Source organism: Pseudorhodoferax sp. LjRoot39, from assembly GCF_964253035.1.
Classification (GTDB): domain Bacteria; phylum Pseudomonadota; class Gammaproteobacteria; order Burkholderiales; family Burkholderiaceae_C; genus Pseudorhodoferax.
The window spans coordinates 844,618-869,047 of the sequence record NZ_CAXUQL020000001.1; the positions used below are offsets into that span (position 1 = coordinate 844,618).

23 protein-coding genes and 2 pseudogenes are annotated in these 24,430 nt (G+C 64.5%); 16 read left to right on the forward strand and 9 right to left on the reverse strand.

All coding sequences use genetic code 11. The features are described from left to right. Window positions 1–2: 2 nt before the first annotated feature. Entirely contained in the window at window positions 3–1,310 is a 1,308-nt protein-coding gene (locus ACSQ4M_RS03975; protein WP_436188367.1) for an ABC transporter substrate-binding protein, read from the reverse strand. A 54-nt stretch (window positions 1,311–1,364) separates the two neighbouring features. After that, window positions 1,365–2,204 (reverse strand): FadR/GntR family transcriptional regulator, encoded by an 840-nt coding sequence (locus ACSQ4M_RS03980; RefSeq protein WP_436188368.1) that lies wholly within the window; start codon window positions 2,202–2,204, stop codon window positions 1,365–1,367. A gap of 261 nt (window positions 2,205–2,465) precedes the next feature. Between ACSQ4M_RS03980 and ACSQ4M_RS03985 the strand changes: the two genes are divergently transcribed. The 6 genes from ACSQ4M_RS03985 to ACSQ4M_RS04010 all read left to right on the forward strand — a co-directional run bounded on the left by ACSQ4M_RS03985 (window position 2,466) and on the right by ACSQ4M_RS04010 (window position 8,633). Beyond that, window positions 2,466–4,802: an NADP-dependent malic enzyme gene (locus tag ACSQ4M_RS03985; RefSeq protein WP_436188369.1), complete on the forward strand. Its 2,337-nt coding sequence runs from the start codon at window positions 2,466–2,468 to the stop codon at window positions 4,800–4,802. 193 nt (window positions 4,803–4,995) lie between these two features. Continuing rightward, complete coding sequence (locus tag ACSQ4M_RS03990) at window positions 4,996–5,394, forward strand: ribonuclease domain-containing protein (protein WP_436188370.1); 399 nt, start codon at window positions 4,996–4,998, stop codon at window positions 5,392–5,394. A 41-nt stretch (window positions 5,395–5,435) separates the two neighbouring features. Then, the gene (locus ACSQ4M_RS03995) at window positions 5,436–5,858 is read left to right on the forward strand and encodes a barstar family protein (RefSeq protein WP_369802150.1); all 423 of its coding nucleotides are present in this window, start codon (window positions 5,436–5,438) and stop codon (window positions 5,856–5,858) included. Window positions 5,859–5,914: 56 nt separating this feature from the next. Beyond that, window positions 5,915–6,073 carry a hypothetical protein gene (locus ACSQ4M_RS04000; RefSeq protein WP_436188371.1) on the forward strand — a complete coding sequence of 53 codons (159 nt, stop codon included), beginning with the start codon at window positions 5,915–5,917 and terminating at the stop codon, window positions 6,071–6,073. A gap of 227 nt (window positions 6,074–6,300) precedes the next feature. Beyond that, the gene (locus ACSQ4M_RS04005) at window positions 6,301–7,500 is read left to right on the forward strand and encodes a tyrosine-type recombinase/integrase (protein ID WP_003056225.1); all 1,200 of its coding nucleotides are present in this window, start codon (window positions 6,301–6,303) and stop codon (window positions 7,498–7,500) included. Next, complete coding sequence (locus ACSQ4M_RS04010) at window positions 7,497–8,633, forward strand: PDDEXK nuclease domain-containing protein (RefSeq protein WP_003056224.1); 1,137 nt, start codon at window positions 7,497–7,499, stop codon at window positions 8,631–8,633. Before ACSQ4M_RS04005 ends, ACSQ4M_RS04010 begins: the two co-directional genes overlap by 4 nt. 45 nt (window positions 8,634–8,678) lie before the next feature. On the opposite strand, the gene ACSQ4M_RS04015 is transcribed toward ACSQ4M_RS04010, so the two are convergent. After that, window positions 8,679–9,467, reverse strand: coding sequence for a hypothetical protein (locus ACSQ4M_RS04015; protein WP_003056223.1), 789 nt, complete (start codon window positions 9,465–9,467; stop codon window positions 8,679–8,681). A gap of 6 nt (window positions 9,468–9,473) precedes the next feature. Next, window positions 9,474–10,376: a WYL domain-containing protein gene (locus ACSQ4M_RS04020; protein ID WP_012204593.1), complete on the reverse strand. Its 903-nt coding sequence runs from the start codon at window positions 10,374–10,376 to the stop codon at window positions 9,474–9,476. 89 nt (window positions 10,377–10,465) lie between these two features. Between ACSQ4M_RS04020 and ACSQ4M_RS04025 the strand changes: the two genes are divergently transcribed. The 5 genes from ACSQ4M_RS04025 to ACSQ4M_RS04045 all read left to right on the forward strand — a co-directional run bounded on the left by ACSQ4M_RS04025 (window position 10,466) and on the right by ACSQ4M_RS04045 (window position 16,096). Then, window positions 10,466–11,659, forward strand: a complete 1,194-nt coding sequence (locus ACSQ4M_RS04025) for a hypothetical protein (protein ID WP_003056221.1) — start codon at window positions 10,466–10,468, stop codon at window positions 11,657–11,659. Beyond that, a complete protein-coding gene (locus ACSQ4M_RS04030; protein ID WP_003056220.1) occupies window positions 11,656–13,911 on the forward strand; it encodes a Mov34/MPN/PAD-1 family protein in 2,256 nt (751 codons plus the stop codon). Before ACSQ4M_RS04025 ends, ACSQ4M_RS04030 begins: the two co-directional genes overlap by 4 nt. Window positions 13,912–13,956: 45 nt before the next feature. After that, the gene (locus tag ACSQ4M_RS04035; protein ID WP_003056219.1) at window positions 13,957–15,027 is read left to right on the forward strand and encodes a hypothetical protein; all 1,071 of its coding nucleotides are present in this window, start codon (window positions 13,957–13,959) and stop codon (window positions 15,025–15,027) included. A gap of 376 nt (window positions 15,028–15,403) precedes the next feature. Next, window positions 15,404–15,754 (forward strand): DUF2958 domain-containing protein, encoded by a 351-nt coding sequence (locus ACSQ4M_RS04040; protein ID WP_003056217.1) that lies wholly within the window; start codon window positions 15,404–15,406, stop codon window positions 15,752–15,754. 63 nt (window positions 15,755–15,817) lie between these two features. After that, on the forward strand, window positions 15,818–16,096 hold the full coding sequence (locus tag ACSQ4M_RS04045; protein WP_003056215.1) for a hypothetical protein: 279 nt from the start codon (window positions 15,818–15,820) through the stop codon (window positions 16,094–16,096). Between the two features lie 142 nt (window positions 16,097–16,238). Here the strand turns inward: ACSQ4M_RS04045 and ACSQ4M_RS04050 are convergent, their stop codons facing one another. Next, a complete protein-coding gene (locus ACSQ4M_RS04050; RefSeq protein WP_003056213.1) occupies window positions 16,239–16,538 on the reverse strand; it encodes a hypothetical protein in 300 nt (99 codons plus the stop codon). 147 nt (window positions 16,539–16,685) lie between these two features. After that, window positions 16,686–16,949: a hypothetical protein gene (locus tag ACSQ4M_RS04055; protein WP_012204589.1), complete on the reverse strand. Its 264-nt coding sequence runs from the start codon at window positions 16,947–16,949 to the stop codon at window positions 16,686–16,688. A gap of 525 nt (window positions 16,950–17,474) precedes the next feature. On the opposite strand from ACSQ4M_RS04055, the gene ACSQ4M_RS04060 reads away from it, so the two are divergent. Together ACSQ4M_RS04060 and ACSQ4M_RS04065 are read left to right on the forward strand one after the other, a co-directional pair. Then, window positions 17,475–18,302, forward strand: a complete 828-nt coding sequence (locus ACSQ4M_RS04060; protein ID WP_003056211.1) for a DUF932 domain-containing protein — start codon at window positions 17,475–17,477, stop codon at window positions 18,300–18,302. Window positions 18,303–18,377: 75 nt separating this feature from the next. After that, window positions 18,378–19,430: pseudogene (locus ACSQ4M_RS04065) on the forward strand (ParB/RepB/Spo0J family partition protein); the annotation flags it as partial. A 139-nt stretch (window positions 19,431–19,569) separates the two neighbouring features. Here the strand turns inward: ACSQ4M_RS04065 and ACSQ4M_RS04070 are convergent. From ACSQ4M_RS04070 to istA, 3 genes are read right to left on the reverse strand one after another with little or no spacing between them, the layout of a single operon-like run. After that, a complete protein-coding gene (locus ACSQ4M_RS04070; RefSeq protein WP_436188372.1) occupies window positions 19,570–19,782 on the reverse strand; it encodes a hypothetical protein in 213 nt (70 codons plus the stop codon). A 7-nt stretch (window positions 19,783–19,789) separates the two neighbouring features. Further along, window positions 19,790–20,602 carry an IS21-like element helper ATPase IstB gene (gene istB / locus ACSQ4M_RS04075; RefSeq protein WP_272646333.1) on the reverse strand — a complete coding sequence of 271 codons (813 nt, stop codon included), beginning with the start codon at window positions 20,600–20,602 and terminating at the stop codon, window positions 19,790–19,792. After that, entirely contained in the window at window positions 20,595–22,118 is a 1,524-nt protein-coding gene (gene istA / locus ACSQ4M_RS04080) for an IS21 family transposase (RefSeq protein ID WP_436188373.1), read from the reverse strand. The genes istB and istA overlap by 8 nt, the downstream gene beginning before the upstream one ends. Before the next feature lie 265 nt (window positions 22,119–22,383). Here istA and ACSQ4M_RS04085 point away from each other — a divergent pair, with 265 nt between their 5' ends. The 3 genes and pseudogenes from ACSQ4M_RS04085 (at window position 22,384) to ACSQ4M_RS04095 (ending at window position 24,319) form a co-directional block, all read left to right on the forward strand. Further along, the gene (locus ACSQ4M_RS04085) at window positions 22,384–22,716 is read left to right on the forward strand and encodes a hypothetical protein (RefSeq protein ID WP_266009013.1); all 333 of its coding nucleotides are present in this window, start codon (window positions 22,384–22,386) and stop codon (window positions 22,714–22,716) included. Between the two features lie 185 nt (window positions 22,717–22,901). Continuing rightward, a pseudogene (locus ACSQ4M_RS04090) lies at window positions 22,902–24,047 on the forward strand (chromosome partitioning protein ParB); the annotation flags it as partial. 62 nt (window positions 24,048–24,109) lie between these two features. Next, window positions 24,110–24,319 carry a hypothetical protein gene (locus tag ACSQ4M_RS04095; protein WP_003056207.1) on the forward strand — a complete coding sequence of 70 codons (210 nt, stop codon included), beginning with the start codon at window positions 24,110–24,112 and terminating at the stop codon, window positions 24,317–24,319. Window positions 24,320–24,430: the final 111 nt, after the last annotated feature.

The window sequence follows — 24,430 nt, forward strand, 5'->3', positions numbered from 1 at the left end:
TGTCACTCACACTTGGCGCCGGCCATGCCGCCCTTGATCCAGTCCTCGGACTTCACGCCGGCCGGCGGATTCACGCACTCGGCCGGGAAGCGCTGGATGTCTTCCAGCACGACCATCTTCTTGCCCGCATCAAAGCGCGTCTTGCCGATGGCAGTGGGCTGCGTCGCCTGGTGGCCGTCGCCCAGGGTCATGCGGATGCGGCCACCGGGCGCGTCCCACTCGCTACCCTTGAGCGCTGCGGCCAGTTGCTCGGACGTGGGCTTCTTGCCGCCGTTGGCCGCCATGGCCTTCTCGGCCGCGAGCTTCAGGCCCATCAGTGCCTGGGCCATGCGGTACGGGGCCTGGGCCGGGTAGGTGTTGTAGCCCTTCTCGTACAGGCTCCACCACCAGTCGTTGAGCGGGCTCTTGGGCGCCAGCAGCCCGTAGGCGCCGCGCGCACCCAGGATGGTGCCGTCGGGCATCTTGTCGCCCAGCGGCGTCAGCACGTGGTCGGCGGCCGACAGCACCACCTGCGAACGCTTGAACAGGCCACGCGGGCCGGACTGCAGCACAAAGGCCTGCAGATCGCCGCCCCACAGGCTGGAGTGCGTGACGTCGGCGCGCTTGGAGGTCAGCGCCGAGATTTCGGTGCCGTACTGGCCGGCGCCGAACTTGGGCAGCAGGTCTTCGCCGACCTTGGCCTGCGGGTACAGCTGCGACATGGCGGCCTTGAAGTCGGCGCGCGAGTCGTGGCCCCAGGCGTAGTCCTGGTTGATCAGGTTGTAGCTCTCTGCCTTGATGTTGCGCGCCTTGAGGTAGCGCGCCAGCGCCACGTTGTCCATGGTGCCGTGCGAGGCGGTACGGAACACGTAGCTGTACTTGGCGTCCTCGAACACGCGCGGCGTGCCGCAGTCGTACAGGATCAGGAACTTCTTGAGCTCCTCGGCGACGGGCGCCACGGCCAGGCAGTCGCCCGAGCTCACGTAGCCGACCACGGCGTCGACCTTCTCGCGGTCGTACAGGTTGCGCAGCTCCTGCACCTGCTTGGTGGCGCCGCCGTTCTCATCGACGTAGACAGCCTCGATCTTCATGCCGCCGAAGCCGGGCTTGTTGTAGGGTGCCGGTGCCTCGCCCTTGTTGAAGGCCTCGACCAGCACCTTGGCGCCGTTGACGGCGGGAATGCCGAAGCTCTCGGCCGCCTGGCCCGAGAGGAAGCTGACGATGCCGACCTTGAACGTCTCCTGCGCCTGGGCCGCGGCGGCCAGGGCCGTGAGCGCGAACACGCCGACGAGGCGGGCGCCGCGTGAAACCATCTTCTTCTGAACCTGCATGGCTTGTCTCCTGCTTGTGGTGATGGAACGGGAACGGAAAGGAAGGCAGAGCGCTCAGGGCGGCGGCGCGATGGGGGCGGCCATGTCCAGGCCGGTCATCTCGAAGCCCTTCTTGAAATCGACCATGTGCTTGCGCGTCCACTCGGCCGCAGCGGGGCCGTCGCTGCGCTGCAGCGCGTCCAGGATGCCGCGGTGCGCGGCCAGGTTGCGCGCCTTGGACTGCGGCAGCCGCTGGTGGATCTGCAGCAGCGTGGGGTTGTAGAGCAGGCTGATGGGCTCGCGCGCCAGCATCAGCGGGCGGTTGCGGCTGGCGCGGCCGACCAGGGCATGGAACTCCACGTCGAGTTCGACCAGGCGCTGGTCGTCTTCCAGCGTGTTCGTGTCCTGGGCCTGCAGCGCGGCCGTCGCTTCGGTGTTGCGCGCGAGTTCTTCGAGGTCGGCTGGCTCCGCGTGCTCGGCCGCCAGCTGCGAGGCCAGCGGCTCCAGCGTCACGGCCACCTGCCAGAGTTCGGCGAAGGTGGTCTGCTGCAGCATCAACAGGCGCGCGGTGCGCGGCGCCAGGTCGTACAGGCCGGGCAGGGCGACGAACAGCCGGCGGCCCTCGCGGCGCTGCAGCAGGCCTTCCTGCTCGACTTGGCGGATCGCCTCGCGCACGGTGGAGCGGTGCACGCCGAAGCGCTCGGCCAGGCTTTGCTCGGTCGGCAGCGGCATGCCGGGGCGCAGCTGGCCCGACAGGATGGAGCGCTCGATCTCGACGGACACCTGCTTGTACGCCGGCGCCAGCTGCAGCCGGCTGAACATGGAGGCGTCCTCGCGCAGCCGGGCCGGCGCGCTGCCTCTTCTGTCGGACGCTGCTTCGGCCTCGCGGCGCGGCGCACGGGTGCTGCCAGTCAAGCCAGGTCTCCTCGCTCCGCCGGGGGCGGATTTTGTTTGTCGGACAATCGGATTGTTGGCATTCGCACGCGCGCAAACCAGCGGGTTTTCCCGCGCCGTCGGTGGTCCGATTCGCATCTGAAAAGTCACAACTGCGTGACCCTTGCATGCCGTTCGTGGGCCTTTTTGCGAGGTCTACAATCGCGCTCCCCTTGAACACGTCAGGCGGGTTTTGCCGGGCGAACGAGGTCCGCACAGCTCGCCGCCAGAGGAGACGCCAGCATGGCCAGCCCTTCGAATCCGGTGAGCACCGAAGACAAACGCGCCGAGCTGCGCCGCGCAGCGCTCGAGTACCACGAGTTCCCCACGCCGGGCAAGATCTCGGTCACGGCGACCAAGCAGCTCACCAACCAGCGCGACCTGGCGCTGGCCTATTCGCCCGGCGTGGCCGCGCCCTGCGAGGAGATCGTCAAGGACCCCAACGCCGCCTTCAAGTACACGGCCCGCGGCAACCTCGTGGCCGTGATCTCCAACGGCACGGCCGTGCTGGGCCTGGGCGACATCGGCCCGCTGGCCTCCAAGCCGGTCATGGAAGGCAAGGGCGTGCTGTTCAAGAAGTTCGCCGGCGTCGACGTGTTCGACATCGAGATCGACGAGAAGGATCCGCAAAAGCTGGTCGACGTGATCGCCGCGCTGGAGCCGACCTTCGGCGCCATCAACCTGGAAGACATCAAGGCCCCGGATTGCTTCTTCGTCGAGCGCGAGCTGCGCAAGCGCATGAAGATCCCGGTGTTCCACGACGACCAGCACGGCACGGCCATCACGGTGGCGGCCGCCATGCTGAACGGCCTCAAGGTGGTGGGCAAGGACATCGCCGAGGTCAAGCTCGTGGCCTCGGGCGCTGGCGCCGCGGCGCTGGCCTGCCTGACCCTGCTGCTCAAGGTCGGCCTCAGGCGCGAGAACGTCTGGGTGACCGACCTGGCGGGCGTGGTCTACAAGGGCCGCACCGAGCTCATGGACGAGGACAAGGCCCAGTTCGCGCAGCCGACCGAGCTGCGCACGCTGAACGAGGTGATGGAAGGCGCCGACGTGTTCCTGGGCCTGTCGGCCGGCGGCGTGCTCAAGCCCGCCATGGTCGCCAAGATGGCGCCCCGGCCCGTGATCTTCGCGCTGGCCAACCCGAATCCCGAGATCTCGCCCGAAGACGCACGCTCGGTGCGCGACGACGTGGTCATGGCCACAGGCCGCACCGACTACCCGAACCAGGTCAACAACGTCCTGTGCTTCCCGTACATCTTCCGCGGCGCGCTGGACTGCGGCGCGACCACCATCACCGACGAGATGGAGATCGCCGCGGTGCGCGCCATCGCCGACCTGGCCCAGGCCGAGCAGAGCGAGGTGGTGGCGGCGGCCTACGTCGGAGAGAAGCTCAGCTTCGGCCCCGAGTACCTGATCCCCAAGCCCTTCGACCCGCGCCTGATGATGAAGATCGCGCCGGCCGTGGCCCAGGCGGCGGCCGACTGCGGCGTGGCGTTGCGCCCGATCCAGGACATGGACGCCTACCGCGACCGCCTGCAGAGCTTCGTCTACGCCTCCGGCACGACGATGAAGCCGATCTTCACGGCGGCCAAGAACGCCGCCAAGAAGCGCGTGGCCTACTCCGAAGGCGAGGAAGAGCGCGTGCTGCGCGCGGCCCAGATCGTGGTGGACGAGGGCATCGCCCGGCCCACGCTGATCGGCCGCCCGAGCATCATCGCCCAGCGCATCGAGAAGTTCGGCCTGCGCCTGCGCGAGGAGCTGGACTACGACGTCGTCAACGTCGAGCAGGACCACCGCTACCGCGACTTCTGGCAGACCTACCACCGCATGACCGAGCGCCAGGGCGTGACGCAGCAGGTCGCCAAGATCGAGATGCGCCGGCGCCTGACGCTGATCGGCGCCATGCTGCTGCACAAGGGCGAGGTCGACGGCCTGATCTGCGGCACCTGGGGCACGACGCACAACCATCTGCACTACATCGACCAGGTGATCGGCAAGCGCCCGGGCGGCTGCGACAGCACGCCGCAGGACGTGCCGATCTACGCCTGCATGAACGGGCTCATGCTGCCGGGCCGCCAGGTGTTCCTGGTCGACACGCACGTGAACTACGACCCCACCGCCGAAGAGCTGGCCGAGATCACGACCATGGCGGCCGAAGAAATGATGCGCTTTGGCTTGAAGCCCAAGGCCGCGCTGCTGTCGCATTCGAACTTCGGCACCAGCCAGCACCCGAGCGCCGTCAAGATGCGCCGCACGCTGGAACTGCTGCGCACCCAGGCGCCGTGGCTCGAAGTGGACGGCGAAATGCACGGCGACGTGGCGCTGGACGGCAAGCAGCGCGCGGGCATCATGCCGCACTCCACGCTGGCCGGTGATGCCAACCTGTTGGTGCTGCCCAACATCGACGCGGCCAACATTTCCTACAACCTGCTCAAAACGGCAGCCGGCGGCAACATCGCCATCGGCCCGGTGCTGCTGGGCGCGGCCAAGCCGGTGCACATCCTCACGGCCAGCGCCACCGTGCGCCGCATCGTCAACATGACGGCCCTGACCGTCGCCGACGCGAACGCGCTGCGCTGACGCTCGCGGGCCAAGCAAGCACTAACTTGGTGCAACGCGAAGCCCTTGCAGCCCATGCCTGTTTTTTGGGCATGGGCCTTGCGTTTCCTGGGGCCTTGGGGCACACTAGCGCGCTTCGATCCGGGGGTTAACCCGGAGCCCGCGCACGAATCCGTGCGGTATCCGTGCGGTCTGTGCGCCTTTCTTGTTTCCCATGCTGTCCACGATTTGCCACACCTTCAGCCGTCCGCTTTGGCGCGGCTTGCTGGCGGTGGCGCTGACGACTTGCACTGTTTCGGTGCAGGCGCGGACCTCGGCCGAGGGCGCCACGGTGGCGTTGGACGCCCTGCCGCGGGAAGGCCAGGCGACTTACCAACGGATCCTGCAAGGCGGCCCGTTCCCGTACGAGAAGGACGGGACCGTGTTCTTCAACCGCGAGCGCCAGCTTCCCGTGGAGAAGCGGGGCTACTACCGCGAGTACACGGTGGCCAAGCCGGCAGCACGCAGTCGGGGTGCACGCCGCATCGTTTGCGGGGGCCTGCGCCCGACGACACCGGATGGTTGCTACTACACCAGCGACCACTATGCGAGTTTTCGCAAGATCGCGCCGTGAAGGGCGGGCGATGCTTGTTTTTGTGAGACCGAGGTATTTTGATGACCAACGTTAAAGCGGAGCTGGACCAGCCTCTGCGTACCGTGCGAACCAACATCGTCCAATCGATCCGGGCGTTTCGCGTAGCCGATCTGCAGGAGGCCGCCCAGTCCATGGGCCACCACTTCCTGTACGCCAACCTGGCCAACGCCCAGAGCAAGCAGGACGTGCTCGACCTGATCGCGCAGCAGTTCACCTTCCCGACGCATTTCGGCAAGAACTTCGACGCGCTGTACGACTGCATGACCGACCCGCTGCACAAGTCGGGCCCGCAGCCCGGCTTCATCGTCGTACTGGAGCAGATCCCTGCGAACGCCAAGTTCGACAAGGAAGCGCGCGAGCAGCTGCTGGACATCTTCCGCGACGCCGCCGACTACTGGGGCGACCGCAAGATCCCGTTCCGCTGTTTCTATTCTTTTCTGTAGCCCGTTCCGCACACACCAGCCAAGCGGAACGGGCGAACGAGGCCCAGGGCGATGCCGTGTCCGGCATTGCACTCACGACGACCCCGGTGGCGGCAGCATCTGCCACCACGGAGTCGGGCGAGAAGATGCCGACCGACAAACTGGTCGACGTCTCGCCATTGGCGCTGCGCATGAGCAGCCCCTTCAACGCGGGTTACTGGTTGGCAGCGGCCTGAAGCACCTACCACCGGTTTCGCAAGACGCCCGTCACCGACGGGCGTTTTTCATTTCACCATGACTCCAGCACCGAACTTTGCTGGACTACGCCGAAGCCCGATACAGCAGGTTTATCAATAACTTAGGCGAGTCCAACATATGCCGGTGCTTTCCGAAACCTGACCCGGCTTCCCCTCTGATGGCCCCTACATGGCTCTTGGGAATCGGGTCTTTCCGAGGAGTCATCGTGGCAAAACTCAAGCTCACCAAGTCCGCAGTCGATGCGGCACAACCCCAGGCGCAGGCCGTCGAACTCCGGGACACGCTGGTGCCCGGCTTCCTGTGCAAGGTTACACCAGCGGGCCGCAAGGTGTTCATGCTCCAGTACCGCACGAACGCTGGCGAGCGGCGCAAGCCCGCCCTGGGCCTGTACGGGGAACTGACCGTCGAGCAGGCCCGCTCGCTGGCCCAGGAATGGCTGGCCGAGGTGCGCCGGGGCGGCGACCCCAGCGCGGCCAAGGCCGCCGCCCGTTCAGCCCCCACGGTCAAGGAGCTGTGTACCAAGTTCATGGAGGATTACTCCAAGCAGCGCAACAAGCCCAGCACCCAGCGCGGGTATCAGGCCGTCATCGACCGCTGCATCGTTCCGATGCTGGGCCGTTTGAAGGTCCAGGACGTGAAGCGCCCGGACGTGGCCACGGCGATGAAGAAGATGGCGCACAAGCCGGCCGAGGCCAACCGTGCTTTCAGCGTGATGCGCAAGATGTTCAACCTGGCCGAGGTGTGGGGCCACCGGCCTGACGGCACCAACCCCTGCCGCCACGTCCCGATGTACCCCAACGGCAAGGCCACCCACCTCATCAGCGACGAGGACATGGGCAAGCTGTTTCGGCGACTGGAGCACATCGAAGCCGAGGGTCTGGAGAACTACGTCATCCCGCTGGCGATCCGCCTTCAATTCGAGTTCGCCGGCCGCCGCTCCGAAATCGTGACGCTCCGATGGGATTGGGTGGACCTGGACAACCGCCGCGTGGTCTGGCCGGACAGCAAGACGGGCGGCATGTCCAAGCCCATGAGCGAGGAAGCCTATCGACTGCTCTCGACGGCGCCACGGCAGGAAGGCACTCCCTATGTGCTGCCGTCTCCAAGCCATCCCGGCAAGCACCTGACCACGGGCGAGTATTACGGCGGCTGGAGCCGCGCCCTCAAGGCGGCGGGCGCCACGCACGTCGGCACGCATGGCATCCGCCACCGCTCCGCGACCGACATTGCCAACTCGGGCATCCCGGTCAAGGTCGGCATGGCGCTGACGGCGCACAAGACCGTGGCGATGTTCATGCGCTACGTCCACACCGAGGACGATCCGGTGCGCAAGGCGGCCGAGCTGGTGGCGAACCGGCGCAAGACGATCACCGAGGCGCAGCGGCCTGCGGAGGTGGCTGCATGACCAAGAAGGCGCCTGCGATGGCGGGAGTCGCACCCGCCGCCGTGCCTGCCGGCTACGCCGGCATCCACGGCGGCATCGTGGATCTGCTCGATGCCGCGCGCCAGACGGCAGCGCGCAGCGTCAATGCGCTGATGACGGCCAGCTACTGGGAGATTGGCCGCCGCATCGTGGAGGCCGAGCAACAGGGCAAGCGGCGCGCGGGTTATGGCGAGCAGTTGATCGAGCGGCTGGCAAGCGACCTCACCCAGCAGTTCGGCCGTGGCTTCAGCCGTCAGAACCTGCAGCAGATGCGGTCGTTTTTTCTGACCCGGCCAATTCGCCAGACAGTGTCTGGCGAATCTTCCCCGGAGCCAGTGCGGCCTTGGCGGCTGGACGAGCTGGCGCAGGTCTTCACGCTGCCGTGGTCGGCCTATGTGCGGCTGTTGTCGGTCAAGGACGAGCATGCGCGCCAGTTCTATGAAGCCGAGGCCTTGCGCGGCGGCTGGAGCGTGCGCCAGTTGGATCGGCAGATCGGCAGCCAGTTCTACGAGCGCACGGCGCTGTCGAAAAACAAGGCGGCGATGCTGGCCAAGGGCGCGGTGGCCAAGCCCGAAGATGCCGTCGCGCCCGGCGATGCCATCAAAGACCCCTATGTGCTGGAGTTCCTCGACCTCAAGGACGAGTATTCGGAGTCCGATCTGGAGGCCGCCTTGATCCGGCGGCTGGAAGACTTCCTGCTCGAATTGGGTGAAGGGTTCACCTTCATTGGACGGCAGCGGCGCTTGCGCATCGACCAGACCTGGTATCGGGTGGACTTGCTGCTGTTCCATCGCAAGTTACGCTGCCTGGTCATCATCGACCTGAAGCTGGGGAGTCTGACGCATGCGGACGTAGGCCAGATGCACATGTACTGCAACTATGCCAAGGAACACTGGGCCTATCCCGAGGAGAACCCGCCGGTGGGGCTGATTCTTTGTGCCGACAAGGGGCTCGCCCTGGCGCGGTATGCGCTGGAGGGCTTACCCACCAAGGTCATGGCGGCGAACTACCGGATGGTTCTGCCGGATACCGATGTGCTGCAAAAGGAACTGGAAAGCACGCGGCTCTTGCTAGAGTCTCGCGGAACGATTCGTCCCAAGACGTGGAAGCGGTAGACACACCTGCGGAGCTATACGCCTGTTTGGAGATTGGGCAGAACCTCAGTCTGTAGTCGGTTTTACGGCTTTCTTCCGTGAGGAGGAAGAAGGCAACGACGGCAAACATTCAAACAAACGTTCCGCATAGACGAATCCCATCCGCCTTACTGCGTCCTGATCGAAATACAGTAGCCATGCGGCAAGTAGCGCCAGCGAAATGAGCAATGTCAAGCCTGCGGCAAGCCCTGGATCGGCAAGGTGCACCAAGTCAAATTGGAGAGGTGCTACCTGCAAAATCTTTGCAATCAACAATCCGTAGACGACGCCCATGAGGCACGACAGGATACCGACAGGCTTCATCGCCAGCATGTTGCGATGAAATCCATAGGCGATGTTCTCTTTCAGCAAGAGCTGCTTGTTGGAACGCGTGAGTTCGCGAAGCCGCTTAGTGGCACCGATGTAGATGTCGTCTGCCTTGTCTGGGTTTGCTGATTCTTCTTCTGCCGTTGGCATGGCGATACCCAACTTGGCAGTGATCGCCGTGTGATAACGCTGCTTGCTGACACCATCAAGGAACTTGTCGCGGTGGCGTAGTGCGATGGTCGTGGGCATGCCACCCCATTTTGAGACCAGCATCTCTTCAAGTTTTTTACCACGTCCGCGCGCTACGCTCGCGAGTGCATAGATAGCGCCGCAGCCGCCCAGCAGGCCGATCACACCTGTAAGCACAGGGTGCCGAGCCCCGTAGACGCACAACAGCGGCACCAGCACGGGTAAGGCCACAAGAAGGCCAGGGATAACACGTGCCTTGCGCTCGTAGGGGTCTTTGACCAGTTCAAAAATTGTTGTCATGTGAAGTCAGGCCTGTGCCGCCAAGGCGTCGATATAGGGTTGGATTTCATCGCGGTTTTTCAGCGTGATCTGCTGTGCGAGGGGGTCTGGTGCTTCCTTGGTATGCAAACCCAAACGTCTCAGCGTGTAGTACAGAAACGCTTGGCGGCATGGAAGTTTGACCTCTCCATCTTCCATGCCGTAGTCCAACTCTAAGACTCGTTTCTTGGCTGCAGGCAAATCGGGATGCGGTGCAAGTACCAGCGTCAATACAGTTTGCCAATGCGAATCTTGGTTGGAGTCCACTTGGGTCGCCTCGAAGCCATCGATGCGCAGGATTCGAGCAAGGACGAAATCGCTGAAGCGCTGGCGCTTGTGGCAAAACGCGCGCATGTGCCAGCGAAAACCGTCATTGCCAAGGGCGTGGGGAGACAGCAAGCGAACCGATTCATCCAACGACGTCATGGACTGGTAGCTCACCAGAATGGATTCCTGCTGGCGGATTGCGCGCACCACTGCTTCGACGGTCTGCTCATTGATCGTGCGCCAAGGGGACGGGGCCCAATCTGTCTCCGGCGCGGAGCCGATGAAGCTGGCCGTCGGCTCGACAATTCCCATCTTTGTCGCTAGCAGTTCTGCTAGATAGCGTTGCGCCGAGCTTCGTTGGTAAAGCGGGTGAAAACTCTGCGCTGCCGTGTAGGTCTTGGAGCTGCGGTCGTAAGTCAGGTTGCTCGGCGCCAACTCCATGTACTTGGAAATGTCCAGCGATGCCTGCGGGACCGAAATACCAAAGTGCTCGGTGAGATCCATCCGGTTGATGCGCCGCTCCCAGCGCAGACGGAAATCGATGAATTGAAGTCTGCTCTCCAGCCCCCAACTTAGCCCCTTAGGCTCAGCAGGTTCGGCGGCAGGAAAGGAAGGTTTTTGCATCAGTCACGCCTAAAAAGTAGACGGATATAAAAAATCGTCGTACATTAACTATACGCGATCATCCTTCGGTCGTCTACCCGGAGACCCCAGTGCCTACAACCATCACGTTTTTTCCCGTCGACAACGGGGACATGACCCTCATCAAGTTCGGCGATCTCGACGCGACGACTCTGCTGATCGACGTAAACATCAGGCAAGACGCCGACGACCCTGACGGGGAGGCGCGCGATGTCGCCAAGGATTTGCGCGAACGACTGAAGAAGGATGAGAACGGCAGGCCGTATGTCGATGCGTTCCTGCTGAGCCACCCGGATCAAGACCATTGCCGAGGGTTGAAGCGACACTTCTACCTAGGGCCACTCGACAAGTACCCGGACGACAAGAAGGACGACAAGGACAAGAAAATCGTGATCCGCGAGATGTGGTCGTCCCCGATCGTGTTTCGACGCGCCAGCAAGACGCACACCTTGAGCGACGACGCCAAGGCATTCAACACGGAGGCGCGTCGGCGCGTGCAACTGAACCGTGACAAGAATTTCGCCGTCGGGAACGGTGACCGCATTCAGATCATGGGCGAGGACATCGACGGAAAAACCGATGATCTCACTTCGATTGTGCGGAAGGTGGACACGCGCTTTTCAACGATCAATGGCAAGAGTTCCGCATTCTTTTCTGCGTTTCTTTTGGCTCCACTGGACGCCCAGGATGACGAGGAAGAGGAAGAGTGCCTGGTCAAGAACCAGTCCAGCGTTATTCTGAACATCACGTTGGCGGCTGACGCGCAGACGCCGGATGGTGCGAAATTCCTTACTGGTGGCGATGCTGAGGTGTTCATCTGGAACCGCCAGTGGCAACGCCACAAGGCTGAAGCAGATGTGCTTGAGTACGACATCATGCAGGCGCCTCATCATTGTTCCTGGCATTCGCTGTCCTATGACAGCTGGTCCGACTACCGTGAAAAAGCCAAGCTCGATGCTGATGCTCGCAAGGCGCTTTCGCAGACCCGTGACGGCGCCGTCATCGTCGCCAGCTGCAAGCCGATTGCAGATGATGACAGCGATCCGCCCTGCATCCGTGCGAAGCGTGAGTACGTGACGATCGTGGACGAAGCAAAAGGCGAGTTCTACTGCACAGGCGAGTACCCCAGCGAAAAGTCCGTGGAACCGCTCGTTTTCACCGTAACCGCTCAGGGTGTGCAACCTCCCTCGAAGAAGGAGTCCGGATCGAAGGCCGCTGCCGTGGTGACCTCTGCGCGCACCCCCATGCCGCACGGAGCATCATGACGGGCACCATCGCAGACGCACTGCATCAACTTCAGCGGCATCGAGGCCTTATCCGCGTTGGCGAGCCAAGGACAACTGGTGCATCGACGGAGATTGAAGTCGATGTTGCGGTCCAACTGCCGAACAGGTCTCGGCGCAATGGTATCTCTGAGACCGGAGTGCGCACCGTCGAGACGTGCGTGCTGGTATTCGGTAGTGACTGGCCCCTGTCTGCACCCGAGCCCTTCTTACGTGCGGACTTCCCGCTCAACTTGCCGCACATCAACCCCCATCGCCAAGGCGAGTTAGTCTCGCCGTGCCTATTCGAAGGGTCGTTGAACGAGCTGCTGCATCGGTTTGGCCTGGACGCCGTTGTCGATCAGTTGATCGACTGGCTGCACAAGGCCGCGGCCGGAACACTCCTGGACCTGGAGCAGGGGTGGGAACCAACGCGCCGAGACAGCTGTCCTTCGACCGTTGTATTCAGTGCCGAGAAGGTCGCGGCCGCCGCTCCCGCTGACGGCACGATTCTGGTGGTTCCCGCAGGCTACGTGACGATCGATGGCGGTCTGTACGCCATCATCAACGCCGAACTGACCGCACAAGTCGATCCTGTGTTTTATCAGGATGTTCACAACGACAAGCTGGGCAAATGGGGGAACGGCCATGCCGCGGCCTTCATCGCGCGCGCTCCGATGACCGACGGCCTCCCGCATGTGATCGGACGCTATCAACCAGAGACAGTTGTCGATCTCGCGACGCTGCTCGATCGAGCAGCGGAGCTTGGTATTGATCGCGACGCTTTGGCCCAGGAAGTGGACGGTTATTTCGGACGCTCAATCCTGGATATGCGACAGGACTCGCATGGCTGGGTGCATGGTTTGTACGCGATTGTGATTCTGGCTGTGCAAAGGCCAGCGTCGCTTGTGGGCTCGCCAGGGAGGAGTGTCGAGGTATTGCCCTATGTGGTGCGCTATGAACTCAACGCTCAATCGCTCCTGGAGCGTAACGCCACGGTTCACCCGGCCTTTCACGCGCATGCGTTGTCTCCTGAACTGCTGGCAAGGACGTCCGGCATTCCATACGCAGCCACATCACAGCCGCTGGTCGTGCTCGGCTGCGGAAGCGTGGGATCGAAAGTCGCGATGCAACTGGGGCGAGCGGGCTTTGGTTCGATGACTTTCGTCGACAACGAACCCATGTCGCCTCACAACGCCGCGCGGCATGCACTCATTGAGCGGGCATCAGTTCTGGTTCCGCCTCGGAAGTCGGCGCTGATGAAGACAGCCTTTGAATCGCTGTCGCATCTTCAATCGCGAGCGTTCGACACCGACGCAGTGACTCTTTTGGTCGATCCGGAACAGTTTGCGGCAACCGTTCCGCAGGATGCGGCCCTCATCGTGGATGCGACGGCGTCACTTCAGGTGCTGGCTGCAGAAACACAATCGGCAGCGTTGGATCAATCCCCAGCCCGATTGGCACGGATCGCGATGTATGGTCAGGGGCGCTGTGTGGCGGTATTGCTCGAAGGAGCTGGCCGTGCCGGCCGAGTTGACGACCTCACGGCGTTCTTGTTCGAGTGCTGCCGGTTTGCACCGGAACTGCGTGCGTCGATTGCCGGCGAGACGTCTGAGCCGACTCGGATTTTCGTGGGTGACAACTGTCGTTCGCTGACGATGCCTATGTCTGACGCCGTTGTTTCGCGGTCGACGTCACTGGCCGGCCTGCAACTGGAACGATGGCTCGTTGATGGGCTTCCGAAGGAAGCGACGCTTTGCGCCGGAATCTCAGATGCCGAAGGCCTTGGAATGGCATGGACCCGCGCCAGCCTTGGCCCGACCACTGCGCTTGAAGTCGCAGACGATGGTGGCTGGAACATTCGGGTCCTGTCCCCAGTTGCGCAAGCAATCCATGCTGATGCGCTGCGCTGGGGTGCTCTGGAAACAGGCGGCGCCTTGATCGGCCGCATCTCGTTTGAAAATCGAACCATCACCATTGCAGGCCTTGTTGAGGCACCGCCTGACAGTGTTCGAGAGGCCGCCCGCTTCGTCCTCGGAACCAACGGGCTTGTTCAAAATTTGCGCGCCGCAAACGCGGCCTCTTTGGGGTATCTCGCCTTTATAGGAACGTGGCACAGCCACCCGAAAGGCGGCGCACATTCGGGTATCGACCGAAATACATTGCGCGGCATCGCCGAGGATGCTGGCGGCCTTCCGGCCGTGTCGTTGGTATGGACTCCGACAGGACTCACGTGTGCGGTGGATCGCTGGTAGGTGCAAAGCCACCGGCACTTTGTTGGCATAAAACAAGAGGGATGTATGGCTGACTACTTCGAGATCGACTTTCTTGGCGTCGAAACAGCGAAAAGCGGGGACGCGATCACGCTGCGCTACTCGGTGAATGGCACCGAGGGCGTGCACGTTGTTGACGGTGGGTATCTGGATACGGGTGATCAGATAGTCGAGCATCTGAAGACGTACTATGGAACAACAGTCATCGACCATGTGATCCTCACGCACCCAGATCGCGATCACGCCAACGGACTACGAAAAGTCCTGGAGCAATGCACGGTCAGGAATCTTTGGATCAACCGGCCGTGGATATACGCGGACCAGTTGATCGATCGCTTTGAGACCTATGAATCGGTTGAAGCCCTGCGACGGAAGTTGCGCTCAATCTACGATGCCACGGCAATTCTTGAGGATATTGCGGTGGAGAAGGGAATTCCAATCCATGCCCCCCTTCAGGGGCAGAGCATCGGTCCGTTCGCGGTCATGGCACCTACCCTGGGGCGCTACTTGGACCTGATCGTGGACTCCGCGAAGACACCGGAAGCTGTCGAAGAAAGTGCTTTTGATAGCGCGCTGAGCAGCATATTCCGGGCAGTGAAGGCCGCGACCGCCTACATCAAGTCCCTGTGGGGCGAGGAATATTTCCCGCCTGAGCCGACCAGTCGTGAGAATGAAATGAGTGTGGTGCAGTCGGCTGTCTTGAACGGTCATCGCGTCATGCTTACTGGCGATGCCGGGCGTGAAGCACTGCAGGAGGTGATCGACTACGCACCTTTCGTGGGACTCGCGCTGCCAGGTATTCGGTATTTCCAAGTGCCCCATCACGGCGGGCGACACAACGTTTCGACCGAAGTCTTGGATCAACTGCTCGGCCCACGGTTGAACAGTATGCCGGACAAGCACCATTGGAATGCCATATGCAGTTCTGCCAAGGCGGATGAGGATCATCCGCGGAAGTCGGTGATTCGCGCCGTATTGCACCGGGGTGGGCACTGGGCGGCAACTGAAAGCCAGAACATACGCATCGGGGCAGGCATCACCCGCGATGGCTGGGTGCCGATTCCCCAGGCGGCGTATCCGGAAGATCAAGAAAATTGACAGCGCCTGAAGGCCAGCACCACTTTTCAACTGCCTGCTGGCAACTTGGCCTGCATCCCGACGTTCCTTCGTCGGGCTCATGGGCTGCGCCCCGAGCTTCGTGCCGAATCGCAGTCATCCGGCTTCAAGCCCGGACGCTCTGATCTGGACTGACGCTTCGGACCTGCGCGCTACGCTTGTCAATACCGGGGTGGCTGCGTGGTGAGGTGTGGCGGCTTGCTGTTCCCTTCATCGTGCCACGGCGTGCTCGCCGTCAATGACTGCGCACCTTCGGCGCTTGCGGCCTGGCGGCCGTCTTCGATCTTTGACTGCTTGCGCTGCGCCGTGCCCTGCAAGGGCTGGGCAATTCCGCCCGGTAACCTTACAGGAGTTCACCATGAACCACGCATTCATCACGGACGAGCAGCGCATCGTGCTGCTGGCCAACGGCCGCGAATCCTTGGAGAACCCGGACTTCGATCCGGCCCCAGTGGTCAAGCTGTTCACGCCGGATGCCGGCGCGACCTGGCTGCTGACCGAGATTGATCCCGATGACCACGATCACGCCTTCGGTCTTTGCGACCTGGGCCTAGGGATGCCGGAAATCGGCTGGGTCAGTCTTTCCGAACTGGCGACCGTGCGCGGGCGGCTGGGCTTGCCGGTAGAGCGGGATCTGCACTTTCGTGCCGAGAAGCGGCTGAGCGCCTATGCGCGCGATGCGCGGCTGGCGGGGCGTGTCGTTGTCTGACCTGGTTCTGGGGCGCCGCAAGGCGCTCCTGAGCGTTCTCAATCATTTCAGGAGGTCAAGGCCATGAGCAGCCACCACGACTACATCCTCGAAATCACGGCAGAGCATGATGCGTTCAAGCCGTTCCCACCGGAGAACGGCCAGCCCTTGCGCTTTGCGCTCGGCGACGCGGTGATCTATACCAACGAGTTTGGCGCACAGTTCCGGTGCCGCGTCACCGGGTTTTATCGTCCCAGCGGACTTTCGGGCCTGTACGCGCGCGGTGCGCGCTACCTGCTGGACTCGTCATCGCCGTGGATGCCGGTGTCGGAAGCCAGCCTGCGCCCCGACGACCCGGCCTGATGCCTTCGCGCCCCTGGCGGGGCGCTGCGCGCTGCGCTTGCCTCCAGGGGAAAGCCCTGCGGGCTATCCCCGCCGCGCAGGCTTGGCGCCCCTCTCGCGCAGCGAACCGGCTGGTGCCGGATCGCTCCCTTCATGCCGGACATTACGATGGCACTTCGGGCGTGGGTGTGTCGGGTTCGTAGTCGCCCAGCCACTCGAAGAGACGTTCGATATCGCAGTCCAGCTGGTTCAGCGTGGCCTGGGCCATTGCGTACCAGGTGGTGCCGTCGTCCGTTTCTTCGGAGGCGGACAGCAGGACGTTGAGCTGTGCGCGCCGTCCCAGCAGGCGCTGCATCTCGTTGCCTACCGTCTTGCGGTCGGTGGTCCAGATGAGGGTCGGCAGAAAGATGCCAGGCCCTTCTGCTCCAGGCGCAGGCGTTCCGGGTTGCATGGGATCGCTCATGGTGGTTCTCCAGAAGGTGGAGATTCCACGGTAGGCATTGGCCCGTGACCGGGCCACTCGAAATTCGCGCTATTTCGGGGGGATTTCGGGATCAGCGCCGATCGGCCGTGGCGCAGTCATGCGGGCGGGCTGCCTTTGAGCCGGTGCTTACCAGGGCTTCCAGCGCCGCTGGGGTGTTTGCGGCACGGCGCCGAGCAATTGGATCGGCGGCAGTGCATGGGGCGCATTGTTCCTGGGGAAGCGCCGGCGCACTTCGCATTCCAGTTCGTGCGCGAGGCCGCGTGCGTCCTTCTCGCCGCGCAGTGCCCGTTGCCGCCAGTCTCGGGCCTGGGCCATCAGTTCATCGTCTTGTAGGGCTCGTATGTCCATGCCATTGCCATTTTGCCGATGGCTGGGTGGGTAGCTGTCCACGGGGATTTCATTGAAGTCATGTGGGCGTCCCCGGCCACCTGGGAGATGGCCGGTCGCGCTCTCGTGCTAGCGCATCGAGCCGCCTGCGGCGTCTCGCCCCCTTCGGGCTTCGATCGTTCCCTCACTCCGTTCGGCTGACGCCTCCGGCCCGGCTTCCAGCTTCGAGCCTGCGCGCTTCGCTTGCCGTGCGGTCGGCTTGTGGGATGGCCGTTGCCATGTCCAGTCCTCTTCCCTGACTTCATCACCTTGTCCGCGACTGTAGCCCGCGGCCGTGTGCCGTCAAGGCGCGCAGGGCCGTGTCCTCGGCTGCGCCTGCGGGCCGCCCCCACCCTGCGCTTGTTTCCTTGACGGCCCCCGTCCGCGCGCTCCCTTTCGTCGCGGGCGATGAACTCAGGAAAGACGGTGGCAACAGGGCCAACCGGGTTCCTCGCGCCGACCGCACCGAACAGCCGAAAGGCTGGGCTTCGAATCTTGGAATCCGGTGTGCGGTTTTCTTCAACAGCCTTTTTGTTCAGGAGAAAGACCATGCAACTCGCATCCCGCTTCGCTTCCCATTCCCCCGCATTGCGCAGCGACTCCCCGCTGTCCGATGACCAGATCCGCCGCGTGGCCCCGTCCATCTTCGCGGATGCCCCCCATGAAAGCCGCTCCGAGCGGTACAGCTACATCCCCACCGCCGCCGTGCTGACCGAGCTTCGCAAAGAGGGGTTTCAGCCCTTCATGGTGTGCCAGACCCGCGTTCGCAACGAGGGCCGGCGCGAGCACACGAAACACATGCTGCGCCTGCGCCACGCCAACCAGATCAACGCCCGCGAAGCCAACGAAATCATCCTGCTGAACTCGCACGACGGCACGAGCAGCTATCAATTACTGGGTGGCATGTTCCGCTTCGTTTGCAGCAATGGCCTTGTCTGCGGCGACACCGTGGGCGATGTGCGCGTGCCCCACAAGGGCGACGTGGCGGGCCATGTCATCGAGGGCGCCTATCAGGTGCTGAGCGGCTTCGAGCATGCGCAGGAATCGCGCGAATCCATGCAGGCCATCACGCTGGATGCCGGGGAATCGGAAGTGTTCGCCCGCGCCGCGCTGGCCCTCAAGTACGACGACCCAACCAAGCCCGCGCCCGTCACGGAATCGCAAATCCTGATGCCGCGCCGCTTCGACGACCGCCGCCCCGACCTGTGGAGCGTGTTCAACCGCACGCAGGAGAACCTGACCAAGGGCGGATTGCATGGCCGCGCCGCCAATGGCCGCAGACAGCAGACCCGCCCCGTGCAGGGCATTGATTCGGACATTCGCCTGAACCGCGCCCTGTGGCTGCTGGCCGATGGCATGCGCGCCCTCAAGGCCTGACCCCCTCTGACGTGTTCCCCGCCGGAGGGGCGGTTTCCCCTCCATTCCCTTGTTTCACTTGATTGGAGATTCACCATGAACGCCGTTACTTACACCGAAGCTCAAGCCCTCGACAGCCGCGCAAACGTGCTGCAAGCCGCCGACCCGAGCAAGCACATGATTCTGGTTCCGCTGTCGCGGCTGGTGCTGCGCCCCACGGGCCGCAACGTGCGCAAGACCGTCCCGCGCATGTCCATCCCCGAGCTGGCCGCGAGCATTCAGCGCGTGGGCCTGCTGCAAAACCTGATCGTGATTCCCGCCGCCGATGACCTGCATTACGAGGTGGTGGCAGGTGGCCGACGCTTTGCGGCCCTCAAGCTGCTGGCAAAGAAGCACCGTATCGCCAAGGATTGGGACGTGCCTTGCCTGCAGGTGGCCGATGGCACGGCCCGCACCGCCAGCCTGACCGAGAACGTGCAGCGCGAAGCCATGCACCCAGCAGACCAGTTTGAAGCCTTCGCCGCGCTGGTGGCCGAAGGCCGACCGATTGAGGACATTGCGGCGGATTTCTCCGTTACGCCGCTGGTGGTGCAGCGCCGCTTGAAGCTCGCCAATGTCTCGCCGCGTTTGATGGAGGACTACCGGGCCGATGCCGTGAGCCTCGATCAGCTGATGGCGCTCTCCATCACCGACGACCACGCCGCGCAGGAATGCGCGTTCTACGATGCGCCGCAATGGCAGCGCCAACCCTCGCACTTGCGCGAACGTCTGACGGAGCGCGAGATTGACGCCTACCGGCATCCGCTGGTGCGCTTCGTCGGGCTGGACACCTACGAGCAGGCGGGCGGCGGCATCCGCCGCGACCTGTTCGCGGAGGGCGATGCAGGCGTGTACCTGACCGACGCCGCGCTGCTGGAACGACTGGCGCAAGACAAGCTGGCGGGCATCGCCGCAGAGGTGAAGGCCGAGGGCTGGGCTTGGGCTGATGCCACGCCGGGCGTGACCCATGCCGATCTGCACGCCTTCCAGCGTGCGCCGAGGGAGCGCCGCGAGCCGAACAAGCGCGAAGCACAGCGCATCGAGAGGCTGCAAGCCAAGATGCAGGAGGTGGCCGAAGCCATTGATGCCGCGACGGACGCCGACGACGAGGTGTTGCCGCTGGTGTAAATCCGACTCTATACGCTGGTGAGGAGTCGGATTTGATCGCAGACGCCAGCATGTCACTGGCGGCATAGGCAGATGTTGGGTTTGGGGCGACCGATGCTGCCGAGCAGCGCTGTGGCAGCGCTCAGAACGGTGCGTCAGGATCGAACTCGGGCGGCGAGCCTGCGGGCATGACTTGCTCGCGCCAGGCCTGCTGCATCTGCGGGCCGTAGCGCAGCCACAGCGCCTCGCGCATGGCCTGCAGGCATTCGGCGACCGCGAGTGCCTGCTCGGGCGTCCAGTGGGCTGGCACGACCATCCCAGAGGCCACTGTGGATGATGGCGAACGTCTGCTCATGGTCTGCTCATGAGCGGTGCTTGGGTGATCGCGCGGTGCTGGCCTTGGCGGACTTGGCTGCCCGCTCGGCCAGGCGCTGTGCCTCGCGCTCCTGGGCTTCTTTGGCGCGGTAGGACTGGCCGTCGATGCGCACCACCTCGGCACGGTGCATCAACCGGTCGATCAACGAGACCACGCAGGCGGCATTGGGGAAGACCTCGCCCCAGTCGACGAAGGCTCGGTTCGTAGTCACCACCGTACTCTTGCATTGGTAGCGCCGACTGACCAGCTCGAACAGCAGGTCCGCGTGCCGATTCGAGTACGACAGGTAGCCCACCTCGTCGATGAGCAACACGTCTGGGGCGGCGTAGTGGCGCAGCTTGCGGCGCAGACCCGAGTCGCTGTCGATGGCGGCCAGCTCGCCCAGCAACTGCCCGGCCGTGGTGAACAGCGCCGTGTAGCCGGCCAGCACCGCCTGGTAGCCGATGTTGCACGCGCACATGGTCTTGCCCACCCCGTTGGGGCCGACCAGGACGACGTTGCTGGCATCCTTGACGAAGGCCAGGGTCATCAGCTCTTCGACGGCACTGCGGTCGATGCTCTTGGGCCAGGCCCAGTCGAAGTCGACCAGCGGCTTGAAGCGGCCGATGTGGGCGTCGCGCAGCCGCCGCTCCAGGCTGCGGCGGCTGCGCTCGGCGGCCTCCCAGGCAAGCATCTGCGCCACCCAACTGGCTTGCTCGGGCTGAGCCATCACCTCGCCCCAGTGTTCAAGCAGGCCATGCAGGCGCAACGAGGCGGCCTGCTCACGCAGAGCGGCCTGTGGTGTCGTGAGGCTATTCATCGGATTCCTCCGGTGCGGTGGTGGGCTGTCGGTCGATCTGCTCGTCACTCTGCCGGTCATAGGAGCGCAGGTCATGGGTGCGCACCGGCGCGTCGCGCTTGGCCACGTGCTCGGGCAACACAAGGGCCACCGGTGGTGGCTCGCCGCTGATCACCCGGGCACGCTCTAGCGCTGCGCGCACGGCGTTGGGGTGTGCAACGTCGCGCTCGAGGGCCTCGATGATGGCCGTCTGCAGGGCGCTGGCGCCCCAGCGCTGCAGCAGGCGCATCAACGCCGCAGTGATCGAGCCCAGGTTCTCGCCGCGCTCGCCGGCACGCCGCAGCAATACCGCGCTGGCCGGGGCGGCCTGGGCCAAGCCATCGCAGGCCCGGTGACCTCGCGCCGCATGCTTGGCTGCGTGCAGGCGCTCGATATGGGCGTGATCCTCGATCTGGGCGTGGCTGTCCCAGCAGCGCTGGTGGCGGGCCAGCTCGGTGACACCGTCGAGCACGCGCACCCAATGCTCGTCGGCCAGCACCGTCAGCGTGCGCTGAACATGGGTGTGCGGCACCGAGTAGTCGTTGGTGTCGAAGCGAACGTAGGGCGTCTTGCCCACCCGCACGGCCAAGTGCTCGCCCAGGGCGAAGGCCTGCTGCGGCAGGGTCAGCAGATGGCGGCCCTCGGCCTGGAAGGCCTCGCGCACGCTCAGCCGGGTGTCCTCGGGCCAGCGGCGGTTGGCGGCCACGCCCAAGCACCAGGCCCGGGCCTGCGCGTTGAGGTCGCTCAGATCCGTGAACTCCCGTCCGGCGAAGAAGCTATCGCGGATGAAACGGATGCTCCTCTCCACGCGACCCTTCTCATTGCCGCGCGCCACCGCGACCGGCCGCGGCTGGAAGCGGTAATGGCGGGCCAACGCCAGCAACGCTGGGTTGAAGCGGATCGCCTCGCCCGCTCGCTCGAGCACCGCGCTCTTGAGGTTGTCATACAGGACGACCCGGCTGCAGCCGTTGAACGCGGCGAAGGCCTCGACATGGCCACGCAGGAAGCTGTCCATCCGAGCGTCCAGGAAGAAACGCAGGAAGATCTGGCGCGAGTGGCTGAGCACCATGACGAACGCCATCAGGGGGCGCCGGGCACGGCCGATCTGCAGGTGGCCGAAGTGGCCCCAATCGCATTGCGCCTGCTCGCCGGACAGCGTACGCAGGCGCAGGTAAGCCTCGGCGGGCGGACGCGGACGCAGGCCTGCCACGAGCGCTCGGAAGTGGGACGTACTTCCCACGTAGCCGCGCTCGGTGACCATGGCGTGCAGCCGCGCTGCGGTCAGCGTGGGGTACTTCTCCAGCGTGGCCAGCAAGAATGGCCGGTACGGGTCGATGCGCTGCGAGCGCAATGGGGTCGTCGGCGGCTGCGCGGGTGACCCCAGCGCGCCGTCGGCCGCGAGCACGCGGCGAACGACATCGCCATGCACGTGAAGTTGCCGGGCGATGGTGCCGATGCGCCACTTCTCGACGGTGTACAGACGCAGGATCTGCGCCACCAAGTCAGGGGAAGTGGTCATGGCGCGCCCCAGAGCGCCGGCTGCGCGGGCGATGACGCAGGAAGTCCTGGCGCACCCAGTCGGACAGTGGTCGTGCGCAGCGGCGGCACAACCAGCATGGGGCCGCGGCTGTCGAGTTGCCGGCAACCCTGGACGCGGTGCAAGCCGCCATGCCTGCTGGCGTTGCTGCTGGGGTGGTGTCGGATGTGCATGCGACCAGTGAAGCCGCTGCAGGCCCAGGCGGGCAACCCTGGTGCGTCACGTTATGTTCGCTGTCACCGCCGTCATCGCCAGCACCATGACGCTGGCGCCAGCGCCGAGAACGCTCGGCGTGGGCGAGCCGGCCTTGCCAAGATCGTTGGTAACGGCATGCGCTCTCGCGCCGGGCGGCGTCGCGCGCCAGGCGCCGGCATGCCCGGCCACAGTAGCGGTTGCCGCGGTCACAGTGACTGCACAGGACGACCTGAGCAAGACACCGCGCGCACAGAAACAGGCGAGCGGGATGATCCATGCGCACCTCGGCGAACCGAAGGTGCTGGACGGAATCGCCCGAAGCGGGCCACACTTATGTGGCACCGCCTTCATCGGCACGGTGTAGGGCGCGGTACGGTCGTCTGGCTTCCCGGCACGAGGGACCGTCACCGCGCCCACCTTCTTCGGCATGAGCGTTGTTGTATCCCGAACGCCTCATCAGCGCAGTCCCGTCCTGGAGACTGCTGTCCTGCAGCCACACACCGCCTACGACCTGCCTAGGCAGCGTCGGCATCCCGCCGACGGTATGGGCCTCGCCTGGCTAGCCGCCCTGCAGGGCGGCTAGCCAGGCGCCACGTCGTCTTCACGAGCTCAATCAACCCTGGATCAATTCCGACACCTCATCAGCGAATAGATGCGGTTCCAGAGCAGCGTTCACACGAGGACAAGGCCGATGCGCTGCAAGAGGAAGGCGAGCGGCTGGGCGAGCAGTTGCAGGCGCTGGAAGACGGCTTGCAGGGGTACGGCGCGAACGTGAAGGCCGCAGCCGGGGCCATCGTCACCATCGGCCGCAACGGCGAGGTGGTGATTCATCGCGGACTGCTGCGCGAGGCCGAGGCCAAGGCACTGCGCACACTGGAGAAGCTGCGCCAAGGGTTCAGCGACCCAGATGCCGCGAACGATGACGAAGGCGAGGACGACGAGCCGCCCAAGGCAGCAGCGATTTCCGACCGACTGGCCCAGCGCCTGAGCGCCCATCGCACCGCCGCGCTGCAAATCGAGGTGGCCCGGCATCCGCAGGTGGCGGTGGCCGCGCTGGTGCATGGCATGGTGCAGACCGTCTTGCAGGGCCGCTACTACGGGCGCGACCTGCCGCTGGGCGTGAGCCTGAAAGTCCAAGACCGGCTGGACGGCATGGCCCCGGACTGGCCCGAGTCACCCGCCGCCGTGGCGCTGCGTGAATTGCAGCAGGCGTGGAGCGGCAAGCTGCCCGAGGACAGCGCCGAACTGTTTGCCGCGCTGCTGGCGATGGAGCAAGGCGAACTGGTCAAGCTGCTGGCCGTGTGCGTGGCTTCCACGGTGGACGTGGTGACGCCTCGCGCCACACCGCACCAGCCCGGCGAGGAACTGGCGCAGGCCGTGGGCCTCGACATGGCCGCATGGTGGCAGCCGACCGCCGAGGGGTATTTCAAGCACGTTCCGAAGGCGGCAGTTCTGCAAGCCGTGGGCGAGTACGCGCCCGATCAGGTTTCCCGGCTGGCGAAGCTGAAGAAGGCCGACATTGCCAGCGAAGCCGAGCGGCTGGCCGATGGCGCGGGTTGGATGCCTGCCATCTTTAAGGTCGAAGGCCCGCAGCAGGCAGTGAAGGAAAGCGCGCAGGAGGCAGGCCCGGAGCAGGACGCCCCGGAGGATGCCGAGGCAATGGCGGATGAACCCGCCGAGGCGCTGGCCGCTTGACCCACGCCGAAGGCAAGCGCCCCGGCTTCGACCGGGGCGCTTCGCTGCAAGGAGAAGCCCCCATGACCCGCACCACCACCAACCGCCCGCGCATGGCGGCGGTCTATGCACCCGGCACGGTGCGCGCCCGCCGCTGGCACGGCGATGGCGACGTGCGCGGCTACCGACCGCCCTCGGGCTGGTCGGCCCGCGCTGACCTCACCGACATACATCCCATCACGGGCCGCGCCTTGCCGCGTGCCGTGTGGTGGATCATCGAAACGAAGGAATGATCATCGTCAGCACCGCGCCCAGGCCGTTCCGCCCTGGGCGCGGTGAAACGCATAATCCGGGCGCGGCGGTGGCCGCGCCCGGTGTTGAAGCCGAATAGCCGGGGCATTACG

Bases quoted from the DNA above. Each gene is read 5' to 3' on its own strand.
- ACSQ4M_RS03975 (WP_436188367.1), bottom strand. From the start codon at position 1,310: ATGCAGGTTCAGAAGAAGATGGTTTCACGCGGCGCCCGCCTCGTCGGC.
- ACSQ4M_RS03985 (WP_436188369.1), top strand. From the start codon at position 2,466: ATGGCCAGCCCTTCGAATCCGGTGAGCACCGAAGACAAACGCGCCGAG.
- ACSQ4M_RS03990 (WP_436188370.1), top strand. From the start codon at position 4,996: ATGCTGTCCACGATTTGCCACACCTTCAGCCGTCCGCTTTGGCGCGGC.
- ACSQ4M_RS03995 (WP_369802150.1), top strand. From the start codon at position 5,436: ATGACCAACGTTAAAGCGGAGCTGGACCAGCCTCTGCGTACCGTGCGA.
- ACSQ4M_RS04010 (WP_003056224.1), top strand. From the start codon at position 7,497: ATGACCAAGAAGGCGCCTGCGATGGCGGGAGTCGCACCCGCCGCCGTG.
- ACSQ4M_RS04015 (WP_003056223.1), bottom strand. From the start codon at position 9,467: ATGACAACAATTTTTGAACTGGTCAAAGACCCCTACGAGCGCAAGGCA.
- ACSQ4M_RS04020 (WP_012204593.1), bottom strand. From the start codon at position 10,376: ATGCAAAAACCTTCCTTTCCTGCCGCCGAACCTGCTGAGCCTAAGGGG.
- ACSQ4M_RS04030 (WP_003056220.1), top strand. From the start codon at position 11,656: ATGACGGGCACCATCGCAGACGCACTGCATCAACTTCAGCGGCATCGA.
- ACSQ4M_RS04035 (WP_003056219.1), top strand. From the start codon at position 13,957: ATGGCTGACTACTTCGAGATCGACTTTCTTGGCGTCGAAACAGCGAAA.
- ACSQ4M_RS04040 (WP_003056217.1), top strand. From the start codon at position 15,404: ATGAACCACGCATTCATCACGGACGAGCAGCGCATCGTGCTGCTGGCC.
- ACSQ4M_RS04045 (WP_003056215.1), top strand. From the start codon at position 15,818: ATGAGCAGCCACCACGACTACATCCTCGAAATCACGGCAGAGCATGAT.
- ACSQ4M_RS04050 (WP_003056213.1), bottom strand. From the start codon at position 16,538: ATGAGCGATCCCATGCAACCCGGAACGCCTGCGCCTGGAGCAGAAGGG.
- ACSQ4M_RS04060 (WP_003056211.1), top strand. From the start codon at position 17,475: ATGCAACTCGCATCCCGCTTCGCTTCCCATTCCCCCGCATTGCGCAGC.
- ACSQ4M_RS04070 (WP_436188372.1), bottom strand. From the start codon at position 19,782: ATGAGCAGACGTTCGCCATCATCCACAGTGGCCTCTGGGATGGTCGTG.
- istB (WP_272646333.1), bottom strand. From the start codon at position 20,602: ATGAATAGCCTCACGACACCACAGGCCGCTCTGCGTGAGCAGGCCGCC.
- ACSQ4M_RS04085 (WP_266009013.1), top strand. From the start codon at position 22,384: ATGTTCGCTGTCACCGCCGTCATCGCCAGCACCATGACGCTGGCGCCA.
- ACSQ4M_RS04095 (WP_003056207.1), top strand. From the start codon at position 24,110: ATGACCCGCACCACCACCAACCGCCCGCGCATGGCGGCGGTCTATGCA.